This is a genomic window from Paraburkholderia sp. GAS32 (assembly GCF_050434225.1).
In the GTDB taxonomy this organism is placed as follows: domain Bacteria; phylum Pseudomonadota; class Gammaproteobacteria; order Burkholderiales; family Burkholderiaceae; genus Paraburkholderia; species Paraburkholderia madseniana.
Map to the genome: position 1 here is coordinate 114,302 of NZ_JBNPVS010000020.1, position 25,308 is coordinate 139,609.

Here is a 25,308-nt window from a genome sequence, read left to right on the forward strand (position 1 = left end):
CTTACAAAGGATCAGGTTTCCGATCAATATGCGCTTGCGTGCTAAGCGGACAGCCAAGGTGGCTCATACAACGTCGAATTCGACTTTACAGCAGATATGGCAGACGCGGCATGCATCGCACCACGGAACACGTGCCGGGCGCCATCGGGGAAAACGCGGGAGGGGTATCGCCGCGGCGAACGCGCGGCGTTGAAAAATAGTCGGTACGGGCGGCATTGCGAGGCCGCCCGTCAGATTGCAAACGGCTTACCGCTCCACTGGATGCGGCTCCTTCCGCTTATTGGCCACCCGGATCGCGTCGAAGTAAGCCGGATTCGGCGGGCGCTTCAGATAACGCCCTGCGCCACGCACTGCCCGCAGTTCACCATCGGTCCATGCCAGCGCGCCGCGCGTGAGCGTGTGCATCGCCACGCCCTGCACCGTCATGCCTTCGAACACGTTGAAGTCGACCTTCTGGTGATGCGTCTTCACCGAAATCGTCTTGCTTGCCTGCGGATCCCACACGACCAGGTCGGCATCCGCGCCCACCTGGACCGCACCTTTACGCGGATACAGGTTGAAAATCTGCGCGGCGTTGGTTGAGGTAATACGCACGAATTCGTTCGGCGTGAGACGCCCCGAATTCACGCCGTGATGCCAGAGCACCGCCATACGATCTTCCACGCCGCCGCAGCCGTTCGGGATCTTCGTAAAGTCCTCACGGCCCATCGCCTTCTGCGACGCGCAGAACACGCAGTGGTCGGTCGCGGTGGTGTGCAATTGGCCCGCTTGCAAACCCCGCCACAATGCTTCGCGATGCTCCGCGGAACGGAACGGTGGGCTCATCACGTGCGCCGCCGCGCGGGTCCAGTCGGGATCGCGATACACCGCTTCGTCGATCACCAGATGACCCGGCAAGACTTCACCGAATACCCGAAGGCCTTCGCTGCGGGCACGCGCAATCGCGTCGACCGCATCCTTCGCGGACACGTGGACGATATACACCGGCACGCCGAGCACTTGCGCAATGCGAATCGCCCGATTGGCGGCCTCGCCCTCCACTTCAGGCGGTCGCGACAACGGATGCGCCTCCGGTCCCGTGAAGCCCTTGGCAAGCAACTGACGCTGCAACTGAAACACCAGCTCACCGTTTTCCGCATGCACGGTGGGCAGTGCGCCGAGTTCGAGCGAGCGCGAGAAGCTGTTCACCAGCACTTCGTCGTCGGCCATGATCGCGTTCTTATAGGCCATGAAGTGCTTGAAACTCGACACGCCGTGTTCGTGCACCAGCGTACCCATGTCGCGGTAGACCGAATCGTCCCACCACGTCACCGCAACGTGAAAACCATAATCTGCCGATGCTTTTTCAGCCCAGCCGCGCCATTCCTTGAAGGCCTCCATCAGCGATTGCTTCGGGCTCGGAATCACGAAGTCGATGATGCTGGTCGTGCCGCCGGATAAACCCGCGGCCGTGCCGGTATAGAAATCGTCGCTGGCCGTGGTGCCCATGAACGGCAATTCCATATGCGTATGCGGATCGATGCCTCCGGGCATCACATATTGCCCGCCCGCATCGACGATCGTGGCGCCGGCCGGCGCCTCCAGGTCCGCTCCGATCTGCAGGATCGTGCCGCCGTCCTGCGGGTCCGCACACAACACGTCCGCACGATACGTGTTCTCCGCGTCGATAATCGTGCCGCCGCGAATCAGGGTCGTCATGGTGCCGCCTCCTTATGAACTGCTGGTTTCGGTGCTACGTACTTCGTTTGCTTCGTGCGTGGCTTATGGACACACTCAGGCACTCGCCACGCGCGCACTCGGTCCTTTGCTCAGCTTCATCCACGCGCTGTATACGATCGACGCCAACGCGAGTCCGACAAACCAGGCATACGTATAGAGCGTGTTGAAAATCGCCGGCACATTCGGGAATGACGCCGGAAACGCGGTGTGCAGGAAACCCGGCAAATTCGGCAGCACGCCGATCACGAGCGCCACCACCGCGCCGATATTCCAGCCGCCGGTGTAGCTGTACTCGCCATGCTCGTCGAACAGTTCGCGCGGGTCCAGCCGTGTGCCGCGAATGAGGAAGTAGTCGACCATCAGAATGCCCGCTACCGGACCGAGCAAAGCCGAGTATCCAACCAGCCACGTGAAGATATAGCCCTGCGTGGTGGCAAGAATCTTCCACGGCATCATCACAATGGCGATGGTCGCGGTAATCATGCCACCGACGCGATACGAAATGCCCTTCGGCCACAGGCTCGAAAAATCATAAGCCGGCCCAACAAGATTAGCCGCCAGATTGCAGCACATCGTATCCAGCGTCAGGATGATCAGTGCAAGGCCGACGCCGATGCCGGTCATGCGGCTCGTCAGGTCGATCGGGTCCCAGATCGCCTTGCCGTAGATCACCACGGTCGCCGACGTCACCACCACGGAGATCACCGAGAGCAAGGCCATCGGCACCGGCAAACCGATCGACTGGCCGATGATCTGGTCGCGCTGCGTTTTAGCAAAGCGTGTGAAGTCGGGGATGTTCAGCGCGAGGGTCGCCCAGAAACCCACCATCGCCGTGAGGCCGGGCCAGAAAGTCGCCCAGAACATCCCTTCTTTCTTGCCGCCCGGCACGAATTGCGACGGCGCCGACAACATTGAGCCGAGACCGCCTGCCTTCGAGGTGGCCCACCACACCAGCGCGACACACATCACGATCTTGATCGGTGCGGACCAGCTTTCGAGCCAGCGAATCGAATCGGTGCCGTGCACGATGAAATAGATCTGCAGCGCCCAGAACACCAGGAAACACGCGAGCTGCGTGAGCGAGATGTCAAGGAAAGGCAAGGCCGCGCCGTGCAGCGAGTTGCCAGTCAGAATGTTCAGCAACGTGTAGATCGCGCTGCCGCCCAGCCATGTCTGAATGCCGTACCAGCCACACGCGACGATCGCCCGCAGCATCGCCGGCAATTTCGCACCCTGCGTGCCGAAGGAGGAACGCACCAGCACCGCATACGGAATGCCGTGCTTCGCGCCCGCATGCCCGATCAGCAGCATCGGCACCAGCACGATCAGATTGCCGAGCAGTACGGTTGCCACCGCCTGCCACGGCGACATGCCTTCTTCCGTCAAACCGGCCGCGAGCATGTACGACGCGATGTTCATCACCATCCCCACCCACAGCGCGGCGAAGTGATACCACCGCCACGTGCGCTGTGCGACGCCGGTCGGCGCAAGGTCGTCGTTGTAAAGACTGCTGCCCTGCGCGCCGGCCGCAAACTGCGGATCGACGGGTTGCGCTGTCTGCTTCATCGAAAGATCTCCACTGATCGTTGAGGCCTGCGCGGCTTCTGATGGCGCGTCAGGCCTTGAGGGAAAATTACAGGTTCAGTACAAGCGCTTCGCTTCGTTTCTTTTCCTACTGGTAGCTCAGGTTTCAAGCTGCTTTTGCTGCGTGGGCATGGGCATGCTCGGCGGTTTCAACGGCGTCTGACTTGTCGCTTTCACCAGCATCCACCCGTGCAGGGTTGTTCGGATGCGTGGTCCAGTTCGCATACTCGCCGCTGTCCACGCGCTCCATCGTGATGCACTGCTCGACCGGGCACACATGCATGCACAGATTGCAGCCGACACATTCGGAGTCCATCACTTCAAAATGCCGGACGCCATCTTTTTCTTTCATGATCGCCTGGTGTGCGGTGTCTTCGCAGGCGATATGGCAGAGGCCGCACTGGATGCATTTGTCCTGATCGATGCGCGCCTTGATGTCGTATTTGAGGTTCAGGTACTTCCAGTCGGTGACGTTCGGCACAGCGCGGCCGCGAATGTCGTCGAGCGTCGCGTAGCCTTTTTCGTCCATCCAGTTTGAAAGACCATCCGCAAGATCGGAGACGATACGGAATCCATAGTGCATCGCCGCCGTGCAGACCTGCACGCTGCCTGCGCCGAGCACCATGAATTCGGCCGCATCGCGCCACGTCGAAATACCGCCGATGCCGGAGATCGGCAGATTCGGCGTTTCCACGTCGCGTGCAATTTCGGCCACCATGTTCAGCGCGATCGGCTTGACCGCCGGACCGCAATAGCCGCCGTGCGTGCCTTTGCCGTCGACCATCGGCAGCGGCGACATCGCGTCGAGATCCACCGCGACGATCGAGTTGATCGTGTTGATCAGCGACACGCCGTCCGCGCCGCCTTTATAGGCCGCGCGCGAACCGAGGCGGATGTCGCTGATATTCGGCGTGAGCTTGACGAGGCACGGCAACTTCGAGCCCTCCTTGACCCAGCGCGTGACCATCTCGATGTACTCGGGCACCTGACCGACCGCCGCACCCATGCCGCGCTCGCTCATGCCGTGCGGGCAGCCGAAATTCAATTCCACCGCGTCGGCGCCGGTGTCTTCGACAAGCGGCAAAATCCACTTCCAGTCGCGCTCGTTGCACGGCACCATCAGCGAGACGATCATCGCGCGATCCGGCCAGTCGCGTTTGACCTGGGCGATTTCCTTAAGGTTGACGTCGAGCGGACGGTCAGTGATCAGTTCGATATTGTTCAGGCCCGCGATGCGCTGGCCGTTCCATTGCACCGCGCCATAGCGTGAGCTGACGTTCACTACATGCGGGTCGAGGCCCAGTGTCTTCCACACGACCCCGCCCCAGCCCGCTTCGAACGCGCGGTTCACGTTATAGGCTTTGTCGGTCGGCGGCGCGGAAGCGAGCCAGAAGGGATTCGGCGACGTAATGCCGGCAATCGTACAGCGCAGATCGGCCATGTTCGGCTCCTTGGGGACTTCTGTTTTATCTTGGTGTGATGCGTGGCTTAAGCGGCTCTGTGCAGTCTCACGCGGCTTTGACTGCTGTGCGGGCGAACTGGGCGTCAATCGCGGCGGCGACGACCTTGCCGTCCTGCACCGCTTGTACCGTCAGATCGACCCCGCCAGTCGCCGCGCAATCGCCACCCGCCCATACGCCGGGCAACGAGGTTTGTCCGTTGGCATCGACTGCGATACGGCTGCCGTCCAGTGTCAACAGTTCGCGCTCGATGCCGACCGGCACCAGCGTCTGCCCGATTGCCTTTAACACCATGTCGGCCTCGACCACGAAGCGCTCCTGACTGCCATCGCCTAACGCGCGCTCGAATTCGACACCGGTCACCACGCCGCCGTCTCCGATCAAACGCATCGGCTTTGCATGCGTGACGAGCGTGACGCCGTTGGTCTGCGCGAAATCGCGCTCGGCCCACGTCGCGCTCATCGACTCGACGCCGCGCCGATACACCATCGTCACCGACGTCGCGCCAAGCTTGTGGCTTTGCACGGCTGCATCCACTGCCGTATTGCCGCCGCCGATCACGACGACTCGCCGGCCCACCGGCACCGTGCCGAAGTCACTCGCCGTGCGCACCTGTTCGATGAAATCCACTGCGTTCATCACGCCACTCAGGTCCTCACCGTCCATCGCCAATGCGCGCACGCCCGTGAGACCGATCGCGAGGAAGACCGCATCATGCTGCTTGCGCAGCGCGTCGAGCTCCACGTCACGTCCAAGCGCCACGCCGTGCTTGATCTCGATGCCGCCGATCGAGCACAGCCACGCCACTTCGCGTTGCGCAAAATCATCGACGGTTTTATAGGCAGCGATGCCGTATTCGTTCAGACCACCCGCTTTCTCGTGCGCGTCGTAGATGGTCACGTTATGGCCGGCCAATGCAAGCCGATGCGCACACGCCAGTCCAGCCGGTCCCGCACCGACCACCGCGACGTGCCGACCCGTTTCAGCCGCACGTTTGAACAGCACTTCGCCGCGCGCCATCGCCCAATCGGTCGCATGACGTTGCAGCGCGCCGATCGCCACCGGCTTCGCGTCCTGATGGTTGCGCACGCAAGCACCCTCGCAAAGAATCTCGGTCGGGCAAACGCGCGAGCACATGCCGCCCAGCGGATTCGCCGACAGAATGTCGACGGCCGCGCCCTTCAGATTGCCGTTGCTGATCTTGCGAATGAAACTGGGAATGTCGATCTGCGTCGGGCACGCGTTCACACACGGCGCGTCGTAACAGTAGTGACAGCGGCTCGCTGCTGCGGCCGCGGCACTCGCGTCGAGCAACGGTGCGATATCGGAGAACTCGCACGAGAGTTGATCGGCCGATAGGCGTTGAGCCGCAATATCGCCGGTTTGCTTGATGGCCATACACGTTCCTTCTTCGATGTGAGGACGTAGCCGGTCCCGCCGGCTGCGCTGAAGCGGAGCCGGGGCGGCATGTTTTATGGGCACTACGGTGAGGCTAGGGAATCAACTAAAACCCGCAACTACAACCGCTACCGCTAAAGCGTTATGAAACCGGCTCGCACGCTCGTCCGAGCATGGCGTGCAGCAAAACGTTGGCGCCCGCTTCGATCCATTCGAAGGTCGCGTCCTCGATCTCGTTGTGACTGATCCCGTCGACGCACGGCACGAACACCATCGAAGTCGGCGCGACTTGCGACAGATAACAGGCGTCGTGTCCCGCGCCTGACACCATGTTGCGATGCGGATAGCCGAAGCGTTCGGCCGCGGCGCGTACTGACTTCACGCAGGCTTCGTCGAAAGCGACTGGCGCGTAGTAAAAGATCTGCTCGAGTTCGGTTTCCAGACCGATGGTGCTGGTGATTTTCTCCACGCCCTCACGTAACGCCGCATCCATCTTTGCGAGCACCGCGTCGTCCGGATGACGGAAGTCGACGGTGAAGAATACGCGGCCCGGAATCACATTGCGCGAGTTCGGATAGACCTGCATCATGCCGACCGTTGCGCAGCCGAACGGCGCGTTATCCAGCCCGATTCGATTGACCAGATCGACCACGCGTGCGGCGCCCAGCAATGCATCGCGACGGCGCGGCATCGGCGTCGGACCCGCATGCGCCTCCTGTCCCGTCAGCGTAATTTCGTACCAGCGCTGACCTTGCGCATCGGTCACCACGCCGATGGTTTTGTGCTCGGCTTCGAGAATCGGCCCCTGCTCGATATGCAATTCGAACGCGGCATGCAGCGGACGTCCACCGCAAGGCAGATCGCCCGCATAGCCGATACGTTTGAGTTCTTCGCCGATGGTCTTGCCGTCCACGTCCTTGCGCGAGAGCCCGTAGTCCAGTGTGAAGACGCCGGCGAACACCCCCGAGGCAACCATGGCGGGCGCAAAGCGCGAGCCCTCCTCGTTGGTCCAGATCACCACTTCAACCGGATGCTCGGTCTCGATGCCGTGATCGTTCAGACTGCGGATCACTTCGAGTCCGCCGAGCACACCGTAGATACCGTCGAAGCGGCCGCCGGTCGGCTGCGAGTCCGCATGCGAACCGGTCATGACCGGCAACGCATCGGGGTTACGCCCAGCGCGGCGCATGAACACATTGCCCATCTGATCGACACTGACCGTGCAACCCGCTTCTTTCGCCCAACTGACGATCAGGTCGCGCCCCTGTTTGTCGAGGTCGGTCAACGCCAATCGGCAGACGCCGCCTTTGGGCGTCGCGCCGATCTTCGCCATCGTCATCAGGCTGTCCCACAGCCGCTTGCCGTCGACCTTGATCGACGTATCGGGTTCTGCGTGCTTCAGCGCTTCGGATACCGCGTTCATTCGTCTCGCTCCTTTCGGTGAATCGACATGAAACTGGTGCATCGGCGGCGGGTTTTGGGGCGTGTCCGCACGGCGGCGGTGCACACTCGATGCCTTCGATCGCCTCTTATACAGAGGGCAAACCCTGGGGCATCTCCCGCTCTCTCAATCCTGTCCAGTTGGACAGGTTGTAGACGATTAAGCCCGCCAAATCAACACCTTTCGTACGGTAGGAAACATAGCGAGAAGCGTGCCATTGCACTGCAGCACGCATTTTTCGACGACCTCGAATGCGCGTGTCCATCCGCGCTCAAACGACTAGAATGAAGCGCGACGCGGCACACATGCCGATGAAGGCCAACATGAGAGACGACAACGTGGCTGCCGACATCACGGAAAACGACGAGACACTGGACGAAACTCGCGCACCTTTGCGGCGGCGCAAGGCGCACATTCGCGAGTCGAATGAAGCGCATTTGTTGGCGTGCGCCGAAGCGGTTTTCGCCGAGCGAGGACTCGACGGAACCAGCACCGCGATGATCGCGGAGCGTGCAGGCTTACCGAAAGCTAACCTGCATTACTACTTCCCGACAAAACTCGCGTTGTACCGGCGTGTGCTGGAAGACCTGTTCGAAGACTGGCATCGCGCGGCGGACACGTTCGAATGCAGCGACGATCCGGTCGAAGCGATTGGCGGATACGTACGCGCGAAAATGGAGTTGTCGCGCCGCCGGCCGTTAGGCTCGAAGGTGTGGGCAAGCGAGATCATTCACGGCGCGGAGCATATGGAGGACATTCTCACGGGGCGCGTGAAGCCGTGGCTGGACAGCCGGGTGAAGGTGATCGACGACTGGATCGCGCGCGGGCTGCTGGCGCCGGTGGATGCGCAAACGCTGATGTACATGATCTGGGCGACTACCCAGCATTACGCCGACTTCGACGCGCAGATTCGCGCGCTTAAAGGCAAACGCGCGCTGACGCAGAAAGCGTTTGAGGTGACGACGGAGGAAGTCGTGCAGTTGGTGATTCGTGCGTGTGGGGCGGTGTCGCCGTCGCAGCACGAAGACGGCGCGGATCCCTCGAGATAAAAAAAGCCCGGCTGCGTTTTTTTAAAGCAGCCGGGCCTTCGCACCACTCACTGTGTGATGTCTCTCTTGAGACTTAGCGATTCAATACGTCTCCAGATGCAGCCGCCCTTCCCGCTTCAGCTTCATCCATAGCGCTTCCCAATCGAGCTGGTGCTGCTCGCCGATTTCCTTGAGCGCTTGCAGCACGCCGTCTTCCATCCCCTTCAACCCGCACACGTAGATATGCGTGTTGTCGTCTTTGAGCATCTGCGCGACATCGACCGCGCGCTCGCGCATCGCGTCTTGCACGTAACGCTTCGGCTGGCCCGGCGTGCGCGAAAACGCCAGATTCGTGTCGATGAAATCCTTCGGCAGATTCGTCAGCGGCCCGAAGTACGGCAACTCTTCTTTCGTGCGCGCGCCGAAGAACAACATTAGCTTGCCAGTCGCACCTTTCAGACGACGCCGTCTGCGATACTCAGTCATCGCACGCATCGGCGCTGAACCAGTGCCCGTGCAAATCATCAGCAAATGCGAGTTCGGATGATTCGGCATCAGGAAGGTGCCACCGAACGGGCCGATCACGCTGACCATGTCGCCCTTCTTCAGATCGCACAGATAATTCGAGCAGACCCCATCGAGCGCGTCGCCGTGCTGCTGGGACACGCGCTTCACGGTGAGAGACACGTTGTTATAGCCGGGCCGTTCGCCATCGCGCGGACTCGCGATCGAATACTGCCGCGCGTGATGTGTGCGGCCATCGGCGGTCGCTCCCGGCGGCAGGATGCCGATCGACTGCCCCTCCAGCACGGGAAAAGGCATCGAACCGAAATCAAGCACGATGTGATGGATGTCGCTCTCGGTCGAACCGTCGGTGAGCCGGTAGTTGCCGACCACCGTCGCGGTAGTCGGCGCCTTGTGCGTATAAAGATTCACGTACGGTTTCGCCGCGGACCATGGCGGGACGACCGACCCGCGCACGGTATCGACTTCAATACCGCTTGCATCCGTCGGCTCATCGCCTGACGCTCCCGCCGCGGCCGATTCATCTTCAGCAGCAGGTACAGCCATCGTGTTCTGCTCGGGCAACACGTCCCACTTGAATTGCTCGTTGATGGAATACGCATCGGCTTTCAGCACGGTGCGCCAGTTATCGATCGAGCCAGTCGGACACGGTGGCACGCACGCCATGCAGCCGTTGCAGACATCCGCCTTGACCACATAGTTGTTCTCGTCGTGCGTGATCGCATCGACCGGGCACGTCTCTTCGCAGGTATTGCAGCGAATGCAGATTTCCGGATCGATCAGATGCTGCCTGAGAACTTCGATCGATACTGGGCCGTTCATGACATCCTCCACCAGATATTCGTGCGAATACGACGCCGCACGCCGCACGTTTTCAATCGCCGTGCTCAGTTAAAACGCACGTATTCGAAATCGACCGGCTGACGGTTCACACCCATTGCCGGCGGCGCAATCCAGTTCGCGAACTTGCCGGGCTCTACGACGCGGCCCATCAGCGAGGCGACATACGCGCGGTCTTCCGGTGAAGCGAGCCACTTCGCTTCATTGGCGGCCCATTCGGTTTCGCTGATCACGCGGCCGTCCGGCGACACACGCGTACCTGCAAACGTGCCGATCTGCCGGTTGAACGCTTTATGCGGCACTTTCATGCGGAAATCGATGCCGGCCTTTTCGAGTACCTTGTTCCAGCGGCCGACACCCGCCACCGAATCTTTAATGTAGTCGTCGCGCAGCACTTCGTTCATGGCGTTGAGCATCGGCACTTCACGCTCGACCAGTTTGCCGTCCTGCACGTCGAGCAGCTTGTAGCTTTGGCCGTTCAGTTGATGGTCGTCGTCGCGCTTGTTCTCTTCATAGCGGCCCTTCAGGCCCGAGCTATAGAACGTGGCCGCATTAGACGAATGATCAGCGCCGAACAGGTCGATCGTCACCGAGTAATGGAAGTTCAAGTACCGCTGGATGGTCGGCAGATCGATCACGCCAGCAGCGCGAATCTTCGCGACGTCGTCCGTGCCCAGTTCGTTCATCACTTGCGCCGTGCGCTGGATCACGCGTGACACACCCGATTCGCCAACGAACATGTGATGCGCTTCTTCGGTCAGCATGAACTTCGTGGTACGTGCAAGCGGATCGAAGCCCGACTCGGCGAGCGCCGACAACTGGAACTTACCGTCGCGGTCGGTGAAGTACGTGAACATGTAAAACGCGAGCCAGTCCGGCGTTTTCTCGTTGAAAGCGCCGAGAATGCGTGGATTGTCTTCGTCGCCCGAACGGCGGCCGAGTAGCGCTTCGGCTTCCTCGCGACCGTCGCGGCCGAAGTAGCGATGCAGCAGGTACACCATCGCCCACAAGTGGCGCCCTTCTTCTACATTCACCTGAAACAGGTTGCGCAGGTCGTACATCGACGGCGCGGTCAAACCCAGATGCCGTTGTTGCTCGACCGAAGCCGGCTCCGTATCGCCTTGCGTGACGATGATGCGGCGCAGATTCGCGCGATGCTCGCCGGGCACGTCCTGCCACGCGGCCTCACCCTTGTGCTCGCCGAAATGAATCTTGCGGTCCTGTTCGCCGGGCGTAAGGAAAATGCCCCAGCGGTAGTCCGGCATTTTCACGTGATCGAAATGCGCCCAGCCGCCCGCGTCGACGCTCACCGCCGTGCGCAGATACACGTCATAGCCGTGCGAGCCTTCCGGGCCCATATCGCCCCACCACGACAGAAAATTCGGCTGCCATTGTTCGAGCGCGCGTTGCAGTGCACGGTCGTCGGCGAGATTGACGTTGTTCGGAATCTTTTCGCTGTAGTTGATCGTAGACATGGTCGGTTCCTTGGTCGGAATACAGAGCTTGCGGATGAGAGGCGCGTATCAGGCAGGTGGCGTCGCTTTCAGTTACGTTGCGTCGCGTCGAAAGAATCAAACGCGCGAGACGTCGAATTGCGCCTTGCTGCCCTTGCCGTACACCTTGAGCGCGCCCTTCTCGCCCACTGCGTTTGGCCGGTTAAAGATCCAGTTCTGCCATGCGGTGAGACGCCCGAAAATACGCGTCTCCATCGTTTCCGGGCCGTTGAAGCGCAGATTCGCTTCCAGTCCGGTCAATGCATCCGGCGACATCGCCGCGCGTTCTTCGAGCGCGATGCGGATTTCGTCGGCCCAATCGATATCGTCGGGCGATGCGGTCACGAGACCAAGGCGCTCGGCTTCAACAGCTTTGATCGCCTGGCCGATCTTCGAGCGCACCGCGTCGAGCGGTTCGACTTCTTCATAGAAGCGACGAGCGAGACGTGATTGATGCGTAACCATCGGATAGAGACCGAAATTGACTTCCGACAGCGTGATCGCCGGCTCTTCGTCTTCGTTGCTCGGCAGTGCGGCCATATAGCTGCGGTCGCAAGCAAACGCGAGTTCCGCGAAGGTGCCGGCAAAGCACGAACCCGGTTCGATCAGTGCGAACAGCGAACGCGACGACACGTCGATACGTGCCAGCGTGCGGCGCAGGAGGCCGATGGTCTCGCGCACGAACCAGTGGTCCTTGTGCTGCATCAGCGTGGCGTCGGTAGCGAGCAGGTTACGGGCGTCGCCTTCGGTCTTGAAGACCCAGGTGCCGACCTCGAGTTCGTTGGTACGCATCGACAGAATCGCGTCGTCGAGTTCGCGGGCGAACTGCAGCGGCCACCAACTCGTGCCTGCGGCGACGATCGCGTCGATCTCCGTGGGTTGTCCCGCTTGCGGGGCTTTCGCCGTGAAGGTGGCGATGCGCTTCGCACGATCGATCGTAACGTCGAGCGTTTTATAAGTCAGGCCGTCTTCGCGGTTGGTGCGTTCGATACGCGTGAGCATGACGCCTTGTGCGTCCGACGGACGATCGCTTTGTTCGGCAAGTTCCAGCGCGCGCGCATGAATCGTCTGATCGAACTGATTCGGCTTCACGACTTCATCCACGAGACGCCATGCTTTCGCCCGTTCACCGCGGATGCCTTCGACCACCGTGCAGAAGATGTCTGCACGATCGTGACGCACCTTGCGTTTATCGGTAACACGCGTCAGGCCACCTGTACCCGGCAGCACGCCCAGCAGCGGCACTTCCGGCAGCGAAACCGACGACGAGCGGTCATCGACCAGATAGATTTCGTCGCAAGCGAGCGCGAGTTCGTAACCGCCACCGGCGCATGCACCGTTCACGGCGGCGAGAAACTTCAGACCTGAATGACGCGACGAGTCTTCGAGACCGTTACGCGTTTCGTTGGTGAACTTGCAGAAGTTGACCTTCCACGCATGCGTGGACAGTCCCAGCATGAAGATGTTTGCGCCCGAGCAGAACACGCGGTCCTTCAGGCTCGTTAGCACCACCGTTTTGACTTCGGGATGCTCGAAGCGGATGCGCTGTATCGCGTCGTGCAGTTCGATGTCGACGCCAAGGTCGTATGAATTCAGCTTTAGCTTGTAGCCGTCCCGGATCCCGCCGTCCTCGGCGATATCGATGCCAAGGGTCGCGACAGGACCGTTGAAACTCAGCTTCCAATGCTTGTACTGCGAAGGATCGGTGCGGTAGTCGACCGGCGCGATGGCGGTTTCTGCTGTGGACATGGGGCGTCTCCTGACTGGACGATGCAAAACTTGTTTTTGAACAATAGTGCATCGTCATCCCCGAGTAAAGCACTTTAGTGCATGTTTGCTAGTAAACCCTAGGCTCGCACTGCATTTCAGCTCACCCGTACTTCGTCCGGCGATTCTGCCGCGAGCCTTGCAGCCAGCCGGTCGCGCAACTGCAAATAGGCGTCTGCCAAAGTTTTTTCGCTGGTGTCGAAGGTCATGTCGGCGCGGCCGTATAGTTCGCTACGCCCCGCCAGGATGCGCTTCAGGTCATCCATCGCCTCCTTGTTGCCGGACATCGGACGCAGATCGCCCTGCGCGACAACGCGGCGCATATGCTCTTCCGGCGTGGCCTGCAGCCATACGGTAAAGCAGTGCGACAGCAATGCATTGAAGGTGCCCGACTCCGACACCAGCCCGCCCGGCGACGCGATCACAGCGCGCTCGTGCTCGTGAATCACCGCCTCCAGCGCGCGGTGTTCATAACGCCGGTAAGCGCTCGCACCATAAAGCGAATGAATCTCCGACGGCGGACAACCGGCGAGTTGCTCGATCACGCGCGTCAGCTCGACGAACGGCACCTTGCGCTCCTGCGCCAGCATCCGGCCGAAGGTCGACTTACCAGCCCCACGCAGGCCGATCAACGCGATCCGGTCCTTGCGATGCGGGTCGCGCGGCGCCTGCGCGAACATCTCGGCAAGCGCCACGCGGGCGCGCTGTAGCGCCGCCTGGTCGCGCCCCTGCAGCAGTTCGCGGATCAGCAGCCATTCGGCGGAAGAAGTGGTTTCGTCGCCGATCACTTCGGCCAGCGGGCAGTTCAGCGTCGCCGCGATCTGCCGCAACACCAGCACCGATGCGTTGCCCACGCCCGATTCCAGATTCGCCAGATGACGCTCCGACAAGCCGGTTTCAGTCGCCAGCGTCTTGCGCGTCATGCCACGGCGCGCACGCAGCAAGCGCACGCGATCACCCATTGCCGTTAGAAAAGGATCGCGTTCCTCGCGCTCCGTCCCACGCTCGGCCCCGCTGTCCGCTCCGCGGTTGGCCCCAGCGGAGCGGCTCGCGTCCTCATCGGCAGGATCGTCCAGCGGCGCGGAAGAGTAATTTTGATTCATGTTTAACTGCCTATTGAATACGTTACATGTACTATAGTGCTTGACAGGGCTCTGGTGAACAGTTAATTTTCGCCAAATATTGATCTAATAACAAACGCTGTCGAGGTTTTTCGGCAGCGTCACGGAGACAGCGCAACAGCACGTATGAATTAAGGTGCGTGCGCGCGCGCTGATCTGGAGGCTTGCATGTCCCCACATGACTTTCAACGCCTGATTGCGGGCGTGACCGAGCAACTCGCCGGCCGCCCGCTCGACGGCACGCTGGCCACGTGGCTCAACGACACGTATCCCGCGGATGGCGCGACCTTCCGCGAACTGGCGGATGCCTGCCGCACCGGCGTGGCCGAAGGCTGGCTGTGCAACCGCGAAGGCGGCGGCATTCGTTATGGCCGGATCTTCAAGGCCTTGCCGGAAACCCACGGCTTTTCCGTCGACGTGGTCGATATGAAGGATATTGCCGGTCCGCATCATGTGCATCCCAACGGCGAAATCGATCTGATCATGCCGCTCACCGAAGGCGCTACCTTCGACGGTCATCCGGCCGGCTGGTGCGTGTACGGCCCCGGCAGCGCGCATCGACCGACCGTTGAGAATGGGCAGGCGTTGGTGCTGTATCTGCTGCCGCAAGGCGCGATCGAATTCACTCCCAGCTCACCTTCCGCCTGAGACTCGCTATGACCGAACTATTGAAGAACTACGTTGCGGGCCAGTGGGTCGCGGGCGACGGTGAAGGCGTGACGCTGACCGACCCGATCACCGGCGAAGCGCTCGTGCGCGTGTCGAGCCAGGGCCTGGATCTCAACCATGCATTTGGTTTCGCTCGGGAAGAAGGCGGCACGGCCCTGCGTGCACTGACCTATGCACAGCGCGCTGCGCGTCTGGCCGAGATCGTCAAACTGCTGCAGTCCAAACGCGACGATTACTATGCAATCGCGACTGCGAACTCGGGCACCACGCGCAATGATTCGGCGGTCGACATCGACGGTGGCATCTTCACACTGTCGTACTACGCGAAACTCGGTGCGTCGCTCGGTGATGTACATGCGCTGCGCGACGCTAATACCGCTTCGTTGAGCAAGGACCAATCGTTCAGCGTGCAGCACGTGCTCACGCCAACGCGCGGCGTCGCGCTCTTCATCAACGCGTTCAATTTTCCATCGTGGGGTTTGTGGGAGAAAGCAGCGCCCGCATTGTTATCCGGCGTGCCCGTCATTATCAAACCCGCCACGGCGACGGCATGGCTCACGCAACGCATGGTTGCCGATGTGGTCGACGCAGGCATTCTGCCGCCCGGCGCGTTGTCCGTCATCTGCGGCAGTTCCGCAGGTCTGCTCGATCAGATTCAGGCATTCGACGTGGTGTCGTTCACCGGCTCAGCGGAAACCGCCGCGACACTGCGCGCGCATCCGGTTTTCGTCGAGCATGGTGCGCGTCTGAATGTCGAAGCCGACAGCCTCAATAGCGCAATTCTCTGTGCCGACGCAACACCCGATACGCCGGCCTTTGAACTGTTCATCAAGGAAGTGGTGCGGGAAATGACCGTGAAGTCCGGTCAGAAATGCACGGCGATCCGGCGCGCCTTCGTGCCTGAAGCATCGCTCGAAGCGGTACTCGAAGCGCTCAAAGCAAAGCTCGCGAAAATTACCGTCGGCAATCCACGCAACGACGCCGTGCGGATGGGTTCGCTCGTCAGCCGCGAGCAATACGAGAACGTTCTGGCCGGCGTCGCGGCGTTGCGCGAGGAAGCCGTGCTCGCATACGACGGCTCGGCTGCGCCGCTTATCGATGCGGACGCAACGATTGCCGCCTGCGTCGCGCCGCATCTGTTCGTGGTCAACGATCCCGATAGCGCGACGCTGCTGCACGACGTCGAAGTATTCGGGCCAGTGGCGACCGTGGCGCCCTATCGCGTCGCCACCGCAGCAAACGGCGCCCTTCCCGAAGCGCACGCCGTCGCACTCGCGCGACGCGGCCAAGGCTCGCTCGTCGCCTCGATCTATTCGAACGACGACGCGCATCTCGCCAAGCTCGCACTGGAACTCGCCGACTCGCACGGACGTGTCCACGCGATCTCGCCTGCAGTCCAGCAGAGTCAAACCGGCCACGGCAACGTGATGCCGATGTCGCTGCATGGCGGGCCGGGCCGCGCGGGTGGCGGAGAAGAACTCGGCGGGCTGCGCGCACTGGGGTTCTATCACAGGCGCTCTGCCGTTCAGGCATCGAGCGCTGCAATCGACGCACTGACGCAAACCACCCATTTGCCCGCAGCATAGCGGGACGAGACAGGCTTCAAGCAATCAGACAGTAAGCATCGCGCGGATCAAGAGCACATAACCGCCGGACCGCCCCCACCCGATGGAGGAGACACATGGAAGCCCTGCTGGAAACGGCTGCGAGTCGGCCCGCCCCGACTGTCGAACCGCCGCCCGCGGTATTCAATTTCGCGGCCTATCTGTTTGGACTGAATGAAGCGCGCGCCGCCAAGACCGCCTATATCGACGACACCGGCACCACCACCTACGGCGAACTCGAAGAACGGGCCCGGCGCTTCGCGAGCGCATTGCGCACACTCGGTGTGCATCCGGAAGAGCGCGTGCTGCTGGTGATGCTCGATACCGTCGAACTGCCGATTGCCTTTCTCGGTGCGCTCTATGCAGGCGTCGTGCCGGTCGTCGCGAACACGTTGCTCACCACGGCCGACTATGTGTACATGCTGACGCACAGCCATGCGCGCGCCGTGATCGCATCCGGCGCATTGCTGCCGAATGTCACGCAGGCGATGGATACCACCGAACACGACGGTTGCCAGTTGATCGTTTCACAGCCGCCTGAAGGCGAGCCTTTGACGGCGCCGTTGCTTAAAGATCTGATCGATGCAGCCACGCCGGCCATCAAGACGCCCACGACCGGTTGCGACGATATCGCGTTCTGGCTGTATTCGTCCGGCTCGACGGGCAAACCGAAAGGCACCGTCCATACGTACGCGAATCTGTACTGGACTGCCGAGTTGTACGCGAAGCCGATTCTTGGGATCGTCGAAAGCGATGTGGTTTTCTCCGCGGCCAAGTTGTTCTTTGCATACGGTCTGGGTAATGGTTTGACGTTCCCGCTTTCGGTCGGCGCTACGGCCGTACTGATGGCTGAACGTCCCACCGCCGACGCGATTTTTACTCGCCTCGTACAGCATCGTCCGACCATTTTCTACGGCGTACCGACGCTCTACGCGAGCATGCTCGTCTCACCCAACCTGCCCGCGCGCGCCGATGTCGCGATGCGCGTGTGCACGTCGGCGGGCGAAGCGCTGCCGCGCGAAATTGGCGAGCGCTTCACCGCGCACTTCGGCTGCGAAATTCTCGACGGCATCGGCTCGACCGAGATGCTGCATATCTTCCTGTCAAACCGCCCGGGTGAAGTCGAGTACGGCACCACGGGGCGCCCCGTGCCCGGCTACGAAGTTGAACTGCGCGACGAAGCCGGACATCCGGTGCCCGACGACGAAGTCGGCGATCTGTTTATCAAAGGACCGAGTGCGGCACTCATGTACTGGAGCAATCGCGAGAAATCGCGCGCGACGTTCCTTGGCGAATGGATCCGCAGCGGCGATAAATACCGCCGTCTCGCGAACGGCTGCTACGTGTATGCGGGCCGCAGCGACGACATGCTGAAAGTGAGCGGTCAATACGTATCGCCCGTCGAAGTGGAAATGGTCCTGGTGCAGCACGGCGCAGTGCTGGAAGCCGCGGTGGTCGGCGTGGATCACGGCGGCCTCGTGAAGACCCGCGCATTCGTAGTGTTGAAGCGTGAATTCACGCCGTCTGAGATACTCGCGGATGAGTTGAAGGCTTTCGTCAAGGAACGGCTCGCGCCGCACAAGTATCCGCGCGATATCCTGTTCATCGACGATTTGCCTAAAACCGCTACCGGCAAGATTCAACGCTTCAAACTGCGCGAACAGTCATAAGGTGATCCATGCAGAAGCCCGCAACCGCAACCCTTGCTAGCGAATTCGCAGAACTGCTCGCCACGGCATCGCATGGGCCGTTGCGCATCGAATATCGTTGGGTGAATGAAGCGGCGGCCAATGCACCGATCGCGGTCTTCCTGCACGAAGGACTCGGCTCGATCGCGATGTGGCGCGACTGGCCACAAGCCTTGTGCGAGCGGCTCGGCATGCGTGGTCTCGTTTATTCGCGACCCGGTTATGGACTATCCACACCGCGTGCGCACGACGTCAAATGGCCGGTCGACTTCATGACCGCACAAGCGCGCGATATCCTGCCCGCTTTGCTCGATGCGCTCGATATCGGCACGCAGGAACGCAGGCGCATGTGGGTGATCGGGCATAGCGACGGCGGGTCGATCGCGCTGCTCTACGCGGCGCAGCATCCGGATGAATTGGCCGGTGCGGTAGCGATCGCACCACATGTATTCGTCGAAGACATCTCTGTGGAAAGCATTGCGCAAACCAAGCAGCTCTACGAAACCACTGATCTGCGCAGCAAGCTAAGCCGCTATCACGCAGACGTCGATTCCGCGTTCTACGGCTGGAACGATATCTGGCTGAATCCTGCGTTCAGGGAATGGCGCATCGTCGATGAACTGGCTGCCATCAGGCAACCTTTACTCGCGGTGCAAGGCCACGACGACAACTACGGCACCATGGCGCAGATCGATACGATCGGTAAGCGCGTGCCGCATGCTCGACTGGTAAAGCTCGATGCTTGCGGACACTCGCCGCATCGCGATGCACCGGATGCGTTGAACGAGGTGATTGCGGCGTTTATCTCGCGGCAGCGTTGAACACCATCAAGGCAACTCTTTCCCGCTTACGGCCCGAGGTTGTTGCGGCACCTTCTATAGTCGGGAGATCGCGGCGATAGTCGCGCGAATGGGAGCGCAATGTGAAATCGCGGCGCGTCTAATGAATGACACGCCGCGACAAAGCCTCCCCGCTCAAATCACGGTCGAAAGCCCCAACGTCAACACCAGCGCCGTCACCGAAATAATCGTTTCGCAAACGGTCCACGTCTTGAAGGTTTGCGGCACAGTCATACCGAAGTACTCCTTCACCAGCCAGAACCCGCCGTCGTTCACGTGCGACAGAATCAGCGACCCCGCGCCGGTGGCGAGCACCAGCAACTCGGGCCGCACGCCGCCCGCCGTGCCCACCGCCGCTGCCGCGATCGGTGCAATGATGCCGGCCGCCGTCGCCATCGCGACCGTTGCCGAACCGGTCGCCACACGAATCAACGCCGCCACCAGCCACGCGAGAATCAGCAGCGGCACGTGCGCGCCGGTCGCCACATCGACGATCGCCTTCGACGCGCCGCTATCGATCAGAATGCGCCCGAAGCCCGCGCCCGCTCCCACCACCAGCGTGATACTCGCAGTCGGCGCCAGACACTCGTTGGTGAACTTGAGAATCTGCTCGCGATTAAAGCCACGTGACTTGCCGAACGTGTAGAAGCTCAACAGCACGGCCAGCAACAAAGCCATGTCCGGATGGCCGATCAGGCGCAGCGCGTTGTTCAGCGACGTTTTGGCCGGCACGATCAAATCCGCCCAACTGCCGACCAGCATCAACAACACCGGCAACAGCACCGTCAATAACGTGATGCCGAAGCCCGGCAGTTCCTGATGCGAGCGCTTCGCGTCCTGTTCGATGAACTGCTGCGCCATCGGGTTAAAGCCGTCGAGCACGACAAAGCGCGCGATCAGCTTCGAGAACAGCGGACCGGCCACGGCCGCGGTCGGAATGCCGACGATCAGCGCGTAGAAAATCGTGTGACCGATATCCGCGTTGTACGCCGTGACCGCGAGCAACGCAGCCGGGTGCGGCGGAATCAGACCGTGCACGACGGACAAACCCGCCACCATCGGAATGCCGACGCGAATCATCGACGTACCGGTCCGTTGAGCGACGTTGAATGCGATCGGAATCAGCAGCACGAAACCGACTTCAAAAAACACCGGCAGGCCGACGAGGAACGCGATGCACATCATCGCCCAATGCACGTTCTTCGGCCCGAACAGGTCGATCAGCGTACGCGCGATACGTTCGGCGCCGCCCGATTCGGCCATCATCTTGCCGAGCATCGTACCGAGCCCGACCACGATGGCAATGTGGCCGAGCGTGCCGCCCACGCCCGTTTCGAACGACTTGAGAATCGACGTCGCCGGCATGCCGACGGCGAGTGCCAACGCCACCGACACCATCATCAACGTAATGAACGGGTTCATCTTGAAGCGCGCGATCAGCACGACCAGCGCGATGATGGCAATCAATGCATAGACGAGTAACAGACTTCCTTGAACGGTCGCCATAGGTGCTCCTGAAAAGAAAGAACCGCGCCGCAGCCTCCGTTGAGCGGAATGTTGCATGCGCAGCGGCGCGGGCGGCGGACTTAGAACTTGTGGCGGATGCCGGCGACGGTCACGAACTGGCCGTTGTTGCTCGACGGATTCGAAATACCTTCGACCCATGCGTGCGAACCGGACGCACGTTGGTAGATACCGTTCAGGTAGAGATCGGTGGTCTTCGACAGGAAGTACTCGCCGCCCACGCTTAGCTGGTTGTAATGGGCATTAGTGGCCGTGGTCCGGCTCGTGTTCTGTGTCGTGTAGATGTAACCGAGCGCGAGCAGCGCGGCCGGCGTGACTTGATACTTCACGCTGGCTTCATAGTTGGCAAAGTGCAGGCTGCCGCCGCTGAGCAACTGGAATTGCGAGTTCGTGTACAGCAGCAGGAAGGTTGCCGGGCCGAACACGTACGAACCGCCCGCGCCCCACACCTGGTTGCGCTTCACGCCGCTGATGATCGACGAACTGGTGCTGTAGTAGTTGTCAGACGGCGCCGCGCCCGTGGTGTTGGTAGCCGGCTGATTGACCAGCGAGTATGCCGCGTCCAGGTGCAGCGGACCGTTCACGTAGTCGGCGCCGACGCTCCATGCGCGGTTGTTGGCGAACTGCCCCGCCGTGTTCGAGAACGCGTACATTGCGTTTGCGGTGAACCCGGCATACGTCGGCGTGGTGTACTTGACCGCGTTGTCGGTACGGTACGTGTTGTTGATATCGTCGTTGTCGTAGATCGCATTGCCGTACTGGCTCATCGCGCCGACGCCATTGATCTGCATGTTCGACAGATAGTCCTGCACGCTGTTGTACTGACGGCCGAGCGTGATCGTACCCGCCTTGCTGTTGGAGAGCGCTACCCATGCGCTACGGCCGAACATGCGGCCGCCCTGACCGGCTGCGCCACTCTCCAGGCTAAAGCCGTTTTCGAGCTTGAACAGGACCTTGTTGCCGCCGCCCAGATCTTCGCTACCGATCAGGCCCCAGCGCGAACCCTGCACGTTGCCCTGCGTCGCCTGATAAGCCTTCTCACCCTTCTGGTTATTGGTGAAGGTAAAGCCGGCATCGACAATGCCGTACAACGTCACGCTGCTTTGCGCGTGGGCGGCCTGCGCGGCGAGTCCGGCGGCAGCGAACGCGATAGCCGTACGAAGAATCTGCTTGTGCATCATGGTTTCCTCAAGTCGAAAGAAAAACGAACGCCGGTTACACGGTGATGTTCCGGCGATATAAGTAGTACTAAGCGGGCAAGTCAAAACGGCACCGGAATGGAATCCGGCGCTACGGTCAAACAACGGTCATCGGTCAATCGATATGAACCGGGAGAGAATCAATCCGGCCAATTACGGCGCGCGGCAATGCGGCGCGCGTCGCGCTGGTAAAACCGCGTAACGACGGGCTCGGCCGACTGTCGTGCGCGCTCGAGCTCGGCAGTGAGCCGCGCCAATACGATCTGTTCTTCGCCCGGGTGCAGATTGCACGGGTCGATGAAAAAGAAATGCAGTTCCGCTTCATGATCGCGCACGATCACCGGCGCCTCGCCTTCGGGTGGCCGCGCGAGCGCATCGGCGAGATCCCACGCAGTGATACGGGCCTGTCTGGGATCGATATGCAGTTTCAGACGATCGAGCGGATTGCCGGTCGGATCGGCGTCGATCTCAGCCCAGACGCCGTCGCAACGATTCAAGGTCTCGCGCCACAGCGTGAGGTAGCCGCGCTCGCGAGCGCGAACCGCGCCATGGTCGCGCTGCTGCCATTGTTCGAGCGCGGCGATCGCGCCCACAATGCCTTCCTTGCCGACTTTCATGCCGCGGCCAATGCCGCCGTTCTGGAAATACGCGGCACGTACCAGCGTTTTCTTACCCGCGACGATGCCGGCGGTCAGCCCACCGAGAAATTTGTGCGCCGAGTAGAGCGCGAGATCGGCGCCGGCCGCAATGAAACGCTTCAGGTCATATTCGGAAGCCGCGTCGACGATCACGGGCACGCCCTTCGCGTGCGCGACCGCAATAAATTCTTCGAGCGGGATCATGCCGAATTGCACCGTATGATGCGAAACCACGTAAAGTGCCGCAGCCGTGCGTTCGGTGATGGCGGTATTCAACTGGTAGCCGTGCGCTTCGGTTGCCGCGCCCACCGGCACGACGCGCGCGCCGGACAGACGGATCGCCTGGTCCACCGGTGCGCCATAATTGACAATGTGGCCGGTTTGAATCACGACTTCGTTGCGCTGCAGGGCGGTCGTGTCGGGCAGCCGTTCGATCAGGCCGTGGTCGTCGCCCGTCATGGTGGCGGCGATGCAGAGCGTAATCGCCGCCGAGCACGACGCGGTGATATAACCGGCTTCGCTGCCGCACGCCTCGGCAATCGCCGCCGAGGCTCTGCGTTGCAGATCGTCGATCTCGACGAATTGCGGCAACACCTGCGCCACCGCGTCGATTACCGGTGCGCTGACAATGGACGCACCCAGACTCGTCATCGTGCCTGAAGCATTGATGACAGGGCGTAAGCCAAAGCGAGAGCGAATGTCCATGAAGCGCCTCCGACCGGGTATTTCTTAATTATGGAATATATGTTGTAATTGCGGATCAGTCTAGCATACAATCACCCTGCGTCAACTGGACAAAAACATCTCGCGTCAGAGGAGCACGATGGCTCGCACGTCCCGACCTTCCGCGTCCGAAGCAGTACCCGCGGCGCCTTCAGCCGGCGCCGAAGCACAGGCTGAAGCTGCTGCGCCGCGCACGCGCACCAGCGCGATCGAGCGCGCCGTGCAGATTCTCGACGCGCTCCAGCAGGCAAACCGTCCCGCCACCGCGTACGAAGTCGCACGCATGGTCGGCGCGCCGCTGTCCACGGTGTATTCGATCATTAACGATCTGGTCGAGAAGAACCTGTTGGCGCGGCGCATGGACGGCACGATCTGGCTCGGCTCGCGTCTGTACGGTTACGGTTTGACGTACGCCAGCTCGCTCGACTACCTCGCGGTCGCTCATGAAGAAATGCAGCGTCTCTCCGCCGAAGTCGAAGAGACCGTGCAGGTCTGCGGACTCGAAGACGGCATGATGGTCGTACAGCAAATGGCCGAAGGGCCAGGGCATTTCCGTGTGACCTCGCGAGTGGGCAGCCGCGTGCCGCTCAACTGGACCGCGTCCGGACGCTTGCTCGTCGGGCATCTGCCGGATGCCGAACGGATCGCGTTTTTTGCGCAGCACGCGCAAAGCTCGCCTACCGGTCGAGCGGAAACCCGGCCGCAAGTGCTCGCGCAGATTGCCCGCGAGGCGCTGGAGGCGCGGCTGTCGATTCAGATCGGCGAATCGGATGCGTCCGTGGCGTGTCTCGCGGCGCCCGTGCTCGACAACACCGGCGCGTGCGTCTTCACGATTTCGATCGTGATGCCCGAGGCGAAAGCCGAGCTCGGCACCGAACGTTTCGCACAAGCTGTGCAGGCCGTGGCCGCCCGTATCGAAGCGCGCCTCGGCTGGCGGCATCGCGAGCAGGACCCGGCGGCGTAAGGCCGCGCCAAACCCGAAACCTTAAATCCCCCCGCGCGCAACGCTGACTCCTTAAAGACCGCTCACCATCACTTCCCCATCGATGAACTGCTACGACCGGCTGCACACGCGCGGCCTCAAGCTCCCGCAAGTGCCGACGCCGATCGGCAATTTCACGCACTGCACGCGCGAGGGCAATCTGCTGTTTCTATCGGGCCAAGGTCCGCTCGACGAATCCGGCTCGCTGATGACCGGCAAGGTCGGCGCCACCGTCAGCGCGGACGAAGCGTACCAGCACGCGCAGATGGTCGGCCTGAATCTGCTCGCCGTGCTGCATAACGAACTAGGCGATTTGCGGCGCGTGAAGCAGGTCGTCAAGCTGCTGGGCATGGTCAACGCCGTGCCGGATTTCACCGAGCATCCGCGCGTGATCAACGGCTGCTCGGATCTGTTCGTCGATGTATTCGGCGATGCCGGTCGGCATTCGCGCTCGGCGGTCGGCGTGGGCTCGCTGCCGGGCAATATTACCGTCGAGATCGAAGCCATCGTCGCGATCCAGGATTGACGGCCGCCCAATTCTCAACAAATACCCAAATTTCCACATCTTCACAAAAGTTACACAGGTAAGCGACTATTCTTGCGCATCGCTGACCTGGGCACGTGGATGCCCTGGCGCATCCTCCCCGTGCCGGAGACATTGCCATGTCTGTTGTGTCGAAGCCGTCCATTGCCTTCTATCGCAAACGTTTGGCGGGCGCGCTGGCCGCCGTGTCGCTCTGCATGCTGCTCGGCGCTTGCGGCAACGACGACGATAAAGCACCGGACACGAGCACCACGAGTTCTACCGACGCCGCCGGCGATAACGGCGGCGCTTCACAGGTCCTGTCAGCGAATCCTTCTTCCGCTTCACCAGCGTTACCCGCAGTCACGATTCAAACCCCAGCACTGCCCGCATCAAGCGCCGACGCGGCGCTGTCCGCTGCCGCGTCGACGCCGCTCGCCACACCCGTCATCCACACCGTAGATTGAATTCCGCGCCCCATGCGGCGCGTGGCTCACGCTCGCGCCTCATGGTTCGTTCCTCTTATGAAGATCGAAAGCCAAA

At 61.4% G+C, this 25,308-nt stretch carries 20 protein-coding genes; 8 read left to right on the forward strand and 12 right to left on the reverse strand.

Annotation, left to right across the window (positions count from 1 at the left end; all coding sequences use genetic code 11):
- Window positions 1-246: 246 nt before the first annotated feature.
- The 5 genes from hydA to P3T25_RS23695 form a co-directional block, all read right to left on the reverse strand.
- Window positions 247-1,698, reverse strand: a complete 1,452-nt coding sequence (gene hydA, locus P3T25_RS23675; RefSeq protein ID WP_200621958.1) for a dihydropyrimidinase — start codon at window positions 1,696-1,698, stop codon at window positions 247-249.
- Between the two features lie 75 nt (window positions 1,699-1,773).
- Window positions 1,774-3,285 (reverse strand): NCS1 family nucleobase:cation symporter-1, encoded by a 1,512-nt coding sequence (locus tag P3T25_RS23680; protein ID WP_429359061.1) that lies wholly within the window; start codon window positions 3,283-3,285, stop codon window positions 1,774-1,776.
- A 124-nt stretch (window positions 3,286-3,409) separates the two neighbouring features.
- The gene (preA, locus tag P3T25_RS23685) at window positions 3,410-4,744 is read right to left on the reverse strand and encodes an NAD-dependent dihydropyrimidine dehydrogenase subunit PreA (RefSeq protein ID WP_154559076.1); all 1,335 of its coding nucleotides are present in this window, start codon (window positions 4,742-4,744) and stop codon (window positions 3,410-3,412) included.
- 67 nt (window positions 4,745-4,811) lie between these two features.
- Complete coding sequence (locus P3T25_RS23690) at window positions 4,812-6,161, reverse strand: NAD(P)-dependent oxidoreductase (RefSeq protein WP_429359062.1); 1,350 nt, start codon at window positions 6,159-6,161, stop codon at window positions 4,812-4,814.
- 142 nt (window positions 6,162-6,303) lie between these two features.
- Window positions 6,304-7,584 carry a Zn-dependent hydrolase gene (locus tag P3T25_RS23695; protein ID WP_429359063.1) on the reverse strand — a complete coding sequence of 427 codons (1,281 nt, stop codon included), beginning with the start codon at window positions 7,582-7,584 and terminating at the stop codon, window positions 6,304-6,306.
- A gap of 302 nt (window positions 7,585-7,886) precedes the next feature.
- Here P3T25_RS23695 and P3T25_RS23700 point away from each other — a divergent pair, with 302 nt between their 5' ends.
- Window positions 7,887-8,651: a TetR/AcrR family transcriptional regulator gene (locus P3T25_RS23700; protein WP_429359064.1), complete on the forward strand. Its 765-nt coding sequence runs from the start codon at window positions 7,887-7,889 to the stop codon at window positions 8,649-8,651.
- Window positions 8,652-8,732: 81 nt separating this feature from the next.
- On the opposite strand, the gene boxA is transcribed toward P3T25_RS23700, so the two are convergent.
- The 4 genes from boxA to P3T25_RS23720 all read right to left on the reverse strand — a co-directional run bounded on the left by boxA (window position 8,733) and on the right by P3T25_RS23720 (window position 14,358).
- Window positions 8,733-9,977: a benzoyl-CoA 2,3-epoxidase subunit BoxA gene (gene boxA, locus P3T25_RS23705; RefSeq protein ID WP_429359065.1), complete on the reverse strand. Its 1,245-nt coding sequence runs from the start codon at window positions 9,975-9,977 to the stop codon at window positions 8,733-8,735.
- A gap of 65 nt (window positions 9,978-10,042) precedes the next feature.
- On the reverse strand, window positions 10,043-11,470 hold the full coding sequence (boxB, locus tag P3T25_RS23710) for a benzoyl-CoA 2,3-epoxidase subunit BoxB (RefSeq protein WP_429359066.1): 1,428 nt from the start codon (window positions 11,468-11,470) through the stop codon (window positions 10,043-10,045).
- 96 nt (window positions 11,471-11,566) lie between these two features.
- Window positions 11,567-13,237, reverse strand: coding sequence for a 2,3-epoxybenzoyl-CoA dihydrolase (gene boxC / locus P3T25_RS23715; protein ID WP_154559071.1), 1,671 nt, complete (start codon window positions 13,235-13,237; stop codon window positions 11,567-11,569).
- A gap of 116 nt (window positions 13,238-13,353) precedes the next feature.
- The gene (locus P3T25_RS23720) at window positions 13,354-14,358 is read right to left on the reverse strand and encodes a helix-turn-helix transcriptional regulator (RefSeq protein ID WP_154559070.1); all 1,005 of its coding nucleotides are present in this window, start codon (window positions 14,356-14,358) and stop codon (window positions 13,354-13,356) included.
- Between the two features lie 186 nt (window positions 14,359-14,544).
- Between P3T25_RS23720 and P3T25_RS23725 the strand changes: the two genes are divergently transcribed.
- From P3T25_RS23725 to P3T25_RS23740, 4 genes are all read left to right on the forward strand, one after another.
- Window positions 14,545-15,024: a DUF4863 family protein gene (locus P3T25_RS23725; protein ID WP_266239556.1), complete on the forward strand. Its 480-nt coding sequence runs from the start codon at window positions 14,545-14,547 to the stop codon at window positions 15,022-15,024.
- A gap of 8 nt (window positions 15,025-15,032) precedes the next feature.
- Window positions 15,033-16,631, forward strand: coding sequence for a 3,4-dehydroadipyl-CoA semialdehyde dehydrogenase (locus P3T25_RS23730; protein WP_429359067.1), 1,599 nt, complete (start codon window positions 15,033-15,035; stop codon window positions 16,629-16,631).
- Window positions 16,632-16,726: 95 nt separating this feature from the next.
- The gene (locus tag P3T25_RS23735; RefSeq protein WP_429359068.1) at window positions 16,727-18,319 is read left to right on the forward strand and encodes a benzoate-CoA ligase family protein; all 1,593 of its coding nucleotides are present in this window, start codon (window positions 16,727-16,729) and stop codon (window positions 18,317-18,319) included.
- An 8-nt stretch (window positions 18,320-18,327) separates the two neighbouring features.
- Window positions 18,328-19,158 (forward strand): alpha/beta fold hydrolase, encoded by an 831-nt coding sequence (locus tag P3T25_RS23740; protein WP_429359069.1) that lies wholly within the window; start codon window positions 18,328-18,330, stop codon window positions 19,156-19,158.
- Window positions 19,159-19,311: 153 nt separating this feature from the next.
- Here P3T25_RS23740 and P3T25_RS23745 read toward each other — a convergent pair whose 3' ends face one another.
- The 3 genes from P3T25_RS23745 to P3T25_RS23755 all read right to left on the reverse strand — a co-directional run bounded on the left by P3T25_RS23745 (window position 19,312) and on the right by P3T25_RS23755 (window position 23,242).
- Window positions 19,312-20,682 (reverse strand): gluconate:H+ symporter, encoded by a 1,371-nt coding sequence (locus P3T25_RS23745; RefSeq protein ID WP_429359070.1) that lies wholly within the window; start codon window positions 20,680-20,682, stop codon window positions 19,312-19,314.
- Between the two features lie 80 nt (window positions 20,683-20,762).
- Window positions 20,763-21,878, reverse strand: coding sequence for a porin (locus tag P3T25_RS23750; protein WP_174825278.1), 1,116 nt, complete (start codon window positions 21,876-21,878; stop codon window positions 20,763-20,765).
- A 161-nt stretch (window positions 21,879-22,039) separates the two neighbouring features.
- Window positions 22,040-23,242, reverse strand: a complete 1,203-nt coding sequence (locus tag P3T25_RS23755; RefSeq protein WP_429359071.1) for an aminotransferase class V-fold PLP-dependent enzyme — start codon at window positions 23,240-23,242, stop codon at window positions 22,040-22,042.
- A gap of 118 nt (window positions 23,243-23,360) precedes the next feature.
- Between P3T25_RS23755 and P3T25_RS23760 the strand changes: the two genes are divergently transcribed.
- The 3 genes from P3T25_RS23760 to P3T25_RS23770 all read left to right on the forward strand — a co-directional run bounded on the left by P3T25_RS23760 (window position 23,361) and on the right by P3T25_RS23770 (window position 25,232).
- Window positions 23,361-24,224: an IclR family transcriptional regulator gene (locus tag P3T25_RS23760; protein ID WP_429359072.1), complete on the forward strand. Its 864-nt coding sequence runs from the start codon at window positions 23,361-23,363 to the stop codon at window positions 24,222-24,224.
- 82 nt (window positions 24,225-24,306) lie between these two features.
- Window positions 24,307-24,768: a RidA family protein gene (locus tag P3T25_RS23765; RefSeq protein ID WP_154559061.1), complete on the forward strand. Its 462-nt coding sequence runs from the start codon at window positions 24,307-24,309 to the stop codon at window positions 24,766-24,768.
- A 137-nt stretch (window positions 24,769-24,905) separates the two neighbouring features.
- The gene (locus tag P3T25_RS23770) at window positions 24,906-25,232 is read left to right on the forward strand and encodes a hypothetical protein (RefSeq protein ID WP_154559060.1); all 327 of its coding nucleotides are present in this window, start codon (window positions 24,906-24,908) and stop codon (window positions 25,230-25,232) included.
- Window positions 25,233-25,308: the final 76 nt, after the last annotated feature.

Excerpts from the sequence above, each read along its gene's own strand:
- hydA (WP_200621958.1), bottom strand. The coding sequence starts at position 1,698 with ATGACGACCCTGATTCGCGGCGGCACGATTATCGACGCGGAGAACACG.
- P3T25_RS23680 (WP_429359061.1), bottom strand. The coding sequence starts at position 3,285 with ATGAAGCAGACAGCGCAACCCGTCGATCCGCAGTTTGCGGCCGGCGCG.
- preA (WP_154559076.1), bottom strand. The coding sequence starts at position 4,744 with ATGGCCGATCTGCGCTGTACGATTGCCGGCATTACGTCGCCGAATCCC.
- P3T25_RS23690 (WP_429359062.1), bottom strand. The coding sequence starts at position 6,161 with ATGGCCATCAAGCAAACCGGCGATATTGCGGCTCAACGCCTATCGGCC.
- P3T25_RS23695 (WP_429359063.1), bottom strand. The coding sequence starts at position 7,584 with ATGAACGCGGTATCCGAAGCGCTGAAGCACGCAGAACCCGATACGTCG.
- P3T25_RS23700 (WP_429359064.1), top strand. The coding sequence starts at position 7,887 with ATGAAGCGCGACGCGGCACACATGCCGATGAAGGCCAACATGAGAGAC.
- boxA (WP_429359065.1), bottom strand. The coding sequence starts at position 9,977 with ATGAACGGCCCAGTATCGATCGAAGTTCTCAGGCAGCATCTGATCGAT.
- boxB (WP_429359066.1), bottom strand. The coding sequence starts at position 11,470 with ATGTCTACGATCAACTACAGCGAAAAGATTCCGAACAACGTCAATCTC.
- boxC (WP_154559071.1), bottom strand. The coding sequence starts at position 13,237 with ATGTCCACAGCAGAAACCGCCATCGCGCCGGTCGACTACCGCACCGAT.
- P3T25_RS23720 (WP_154559070.1), bottom strand. The coding sequence starts at position 14,358 with ATGAATCAAAATTACTCTTCCGCGCCGCTGGACGATCCTGCCGATGAG.
- P3T25_RS23725 (WP_266239556.1), top strand. The coding sequence starts at position 14,545 with ATGTCCCCACATGACTTTCAACGCCTGATTGCGGGCGTGACCGAGCAA.
- P3T25_RS23730 (WP_429359067.1), top strand. The coding sequence starts at position 15,033 with ATGACCGAACTATTGAAGAACTACGTTGCGGGCCAGTGGGTCGCGGGC.
- P3T25_RS23735 (WP_429359068.1), top strand. The coding sequence starts at position 16,727 with ATGGAAGCCCTGCTGGAAACGGCTGCGAGTCGGCCCGCCCCGACTGTC.
- P3T25_RS23740 (WP_429359069.1), top strand. The coding sequence starts at position 18,328 with ATGCAGAAGCCCGCAACCGCAACCCTTGCTAGCGAATTCGCAGAACTG.
- P3T25_RS23745 (WP_429359070.1), bottom strand. The coding sequence starts at position 20,682 with ATGGCGACCGTTCAAGGAAGTCTGTTACTCGTCTATGCATTGATTGCC.
- P3T25_RS23750 (WP_174825278.1), bottom strand. The coding sequence starts at position 21,878 with ATGCACAAGCAGATTCTTCGTACGGCTATCGCGTTCGCTGCCGCCGGA.
- P3T25_RS23755 (WP_429359071.1), bottom strand. The coding sequence starts at position 23,242 with ATGGACATTCGCTCTCGCTTTGGCTTACGCCCTGTCATCAATGCTTCA.
- P3T25_RS23760 (WP_429359072.1), top strand. The coding sequence starts at position 23,361 with ATGGCTCGCACGTCCCGACCTTCCGCGTCCGAAGCAGTACCCGCGGCG.
- P3T25_RS23765 (WP_154559061.1), top strand. The coding sequence starts at position 24,307 with ATGAACTGCTACGACCGGCTGCACACGCGCGGCCTCAAGCTCCCGCAA.
- P3T25_RS23770 (WP_154559060.1), top strand. The coding sequence starts at position 24,906 with ATGTCTGTTGTGTCGAAGCCGTCCATTGCCTTCTATCGCAAACGTTTG.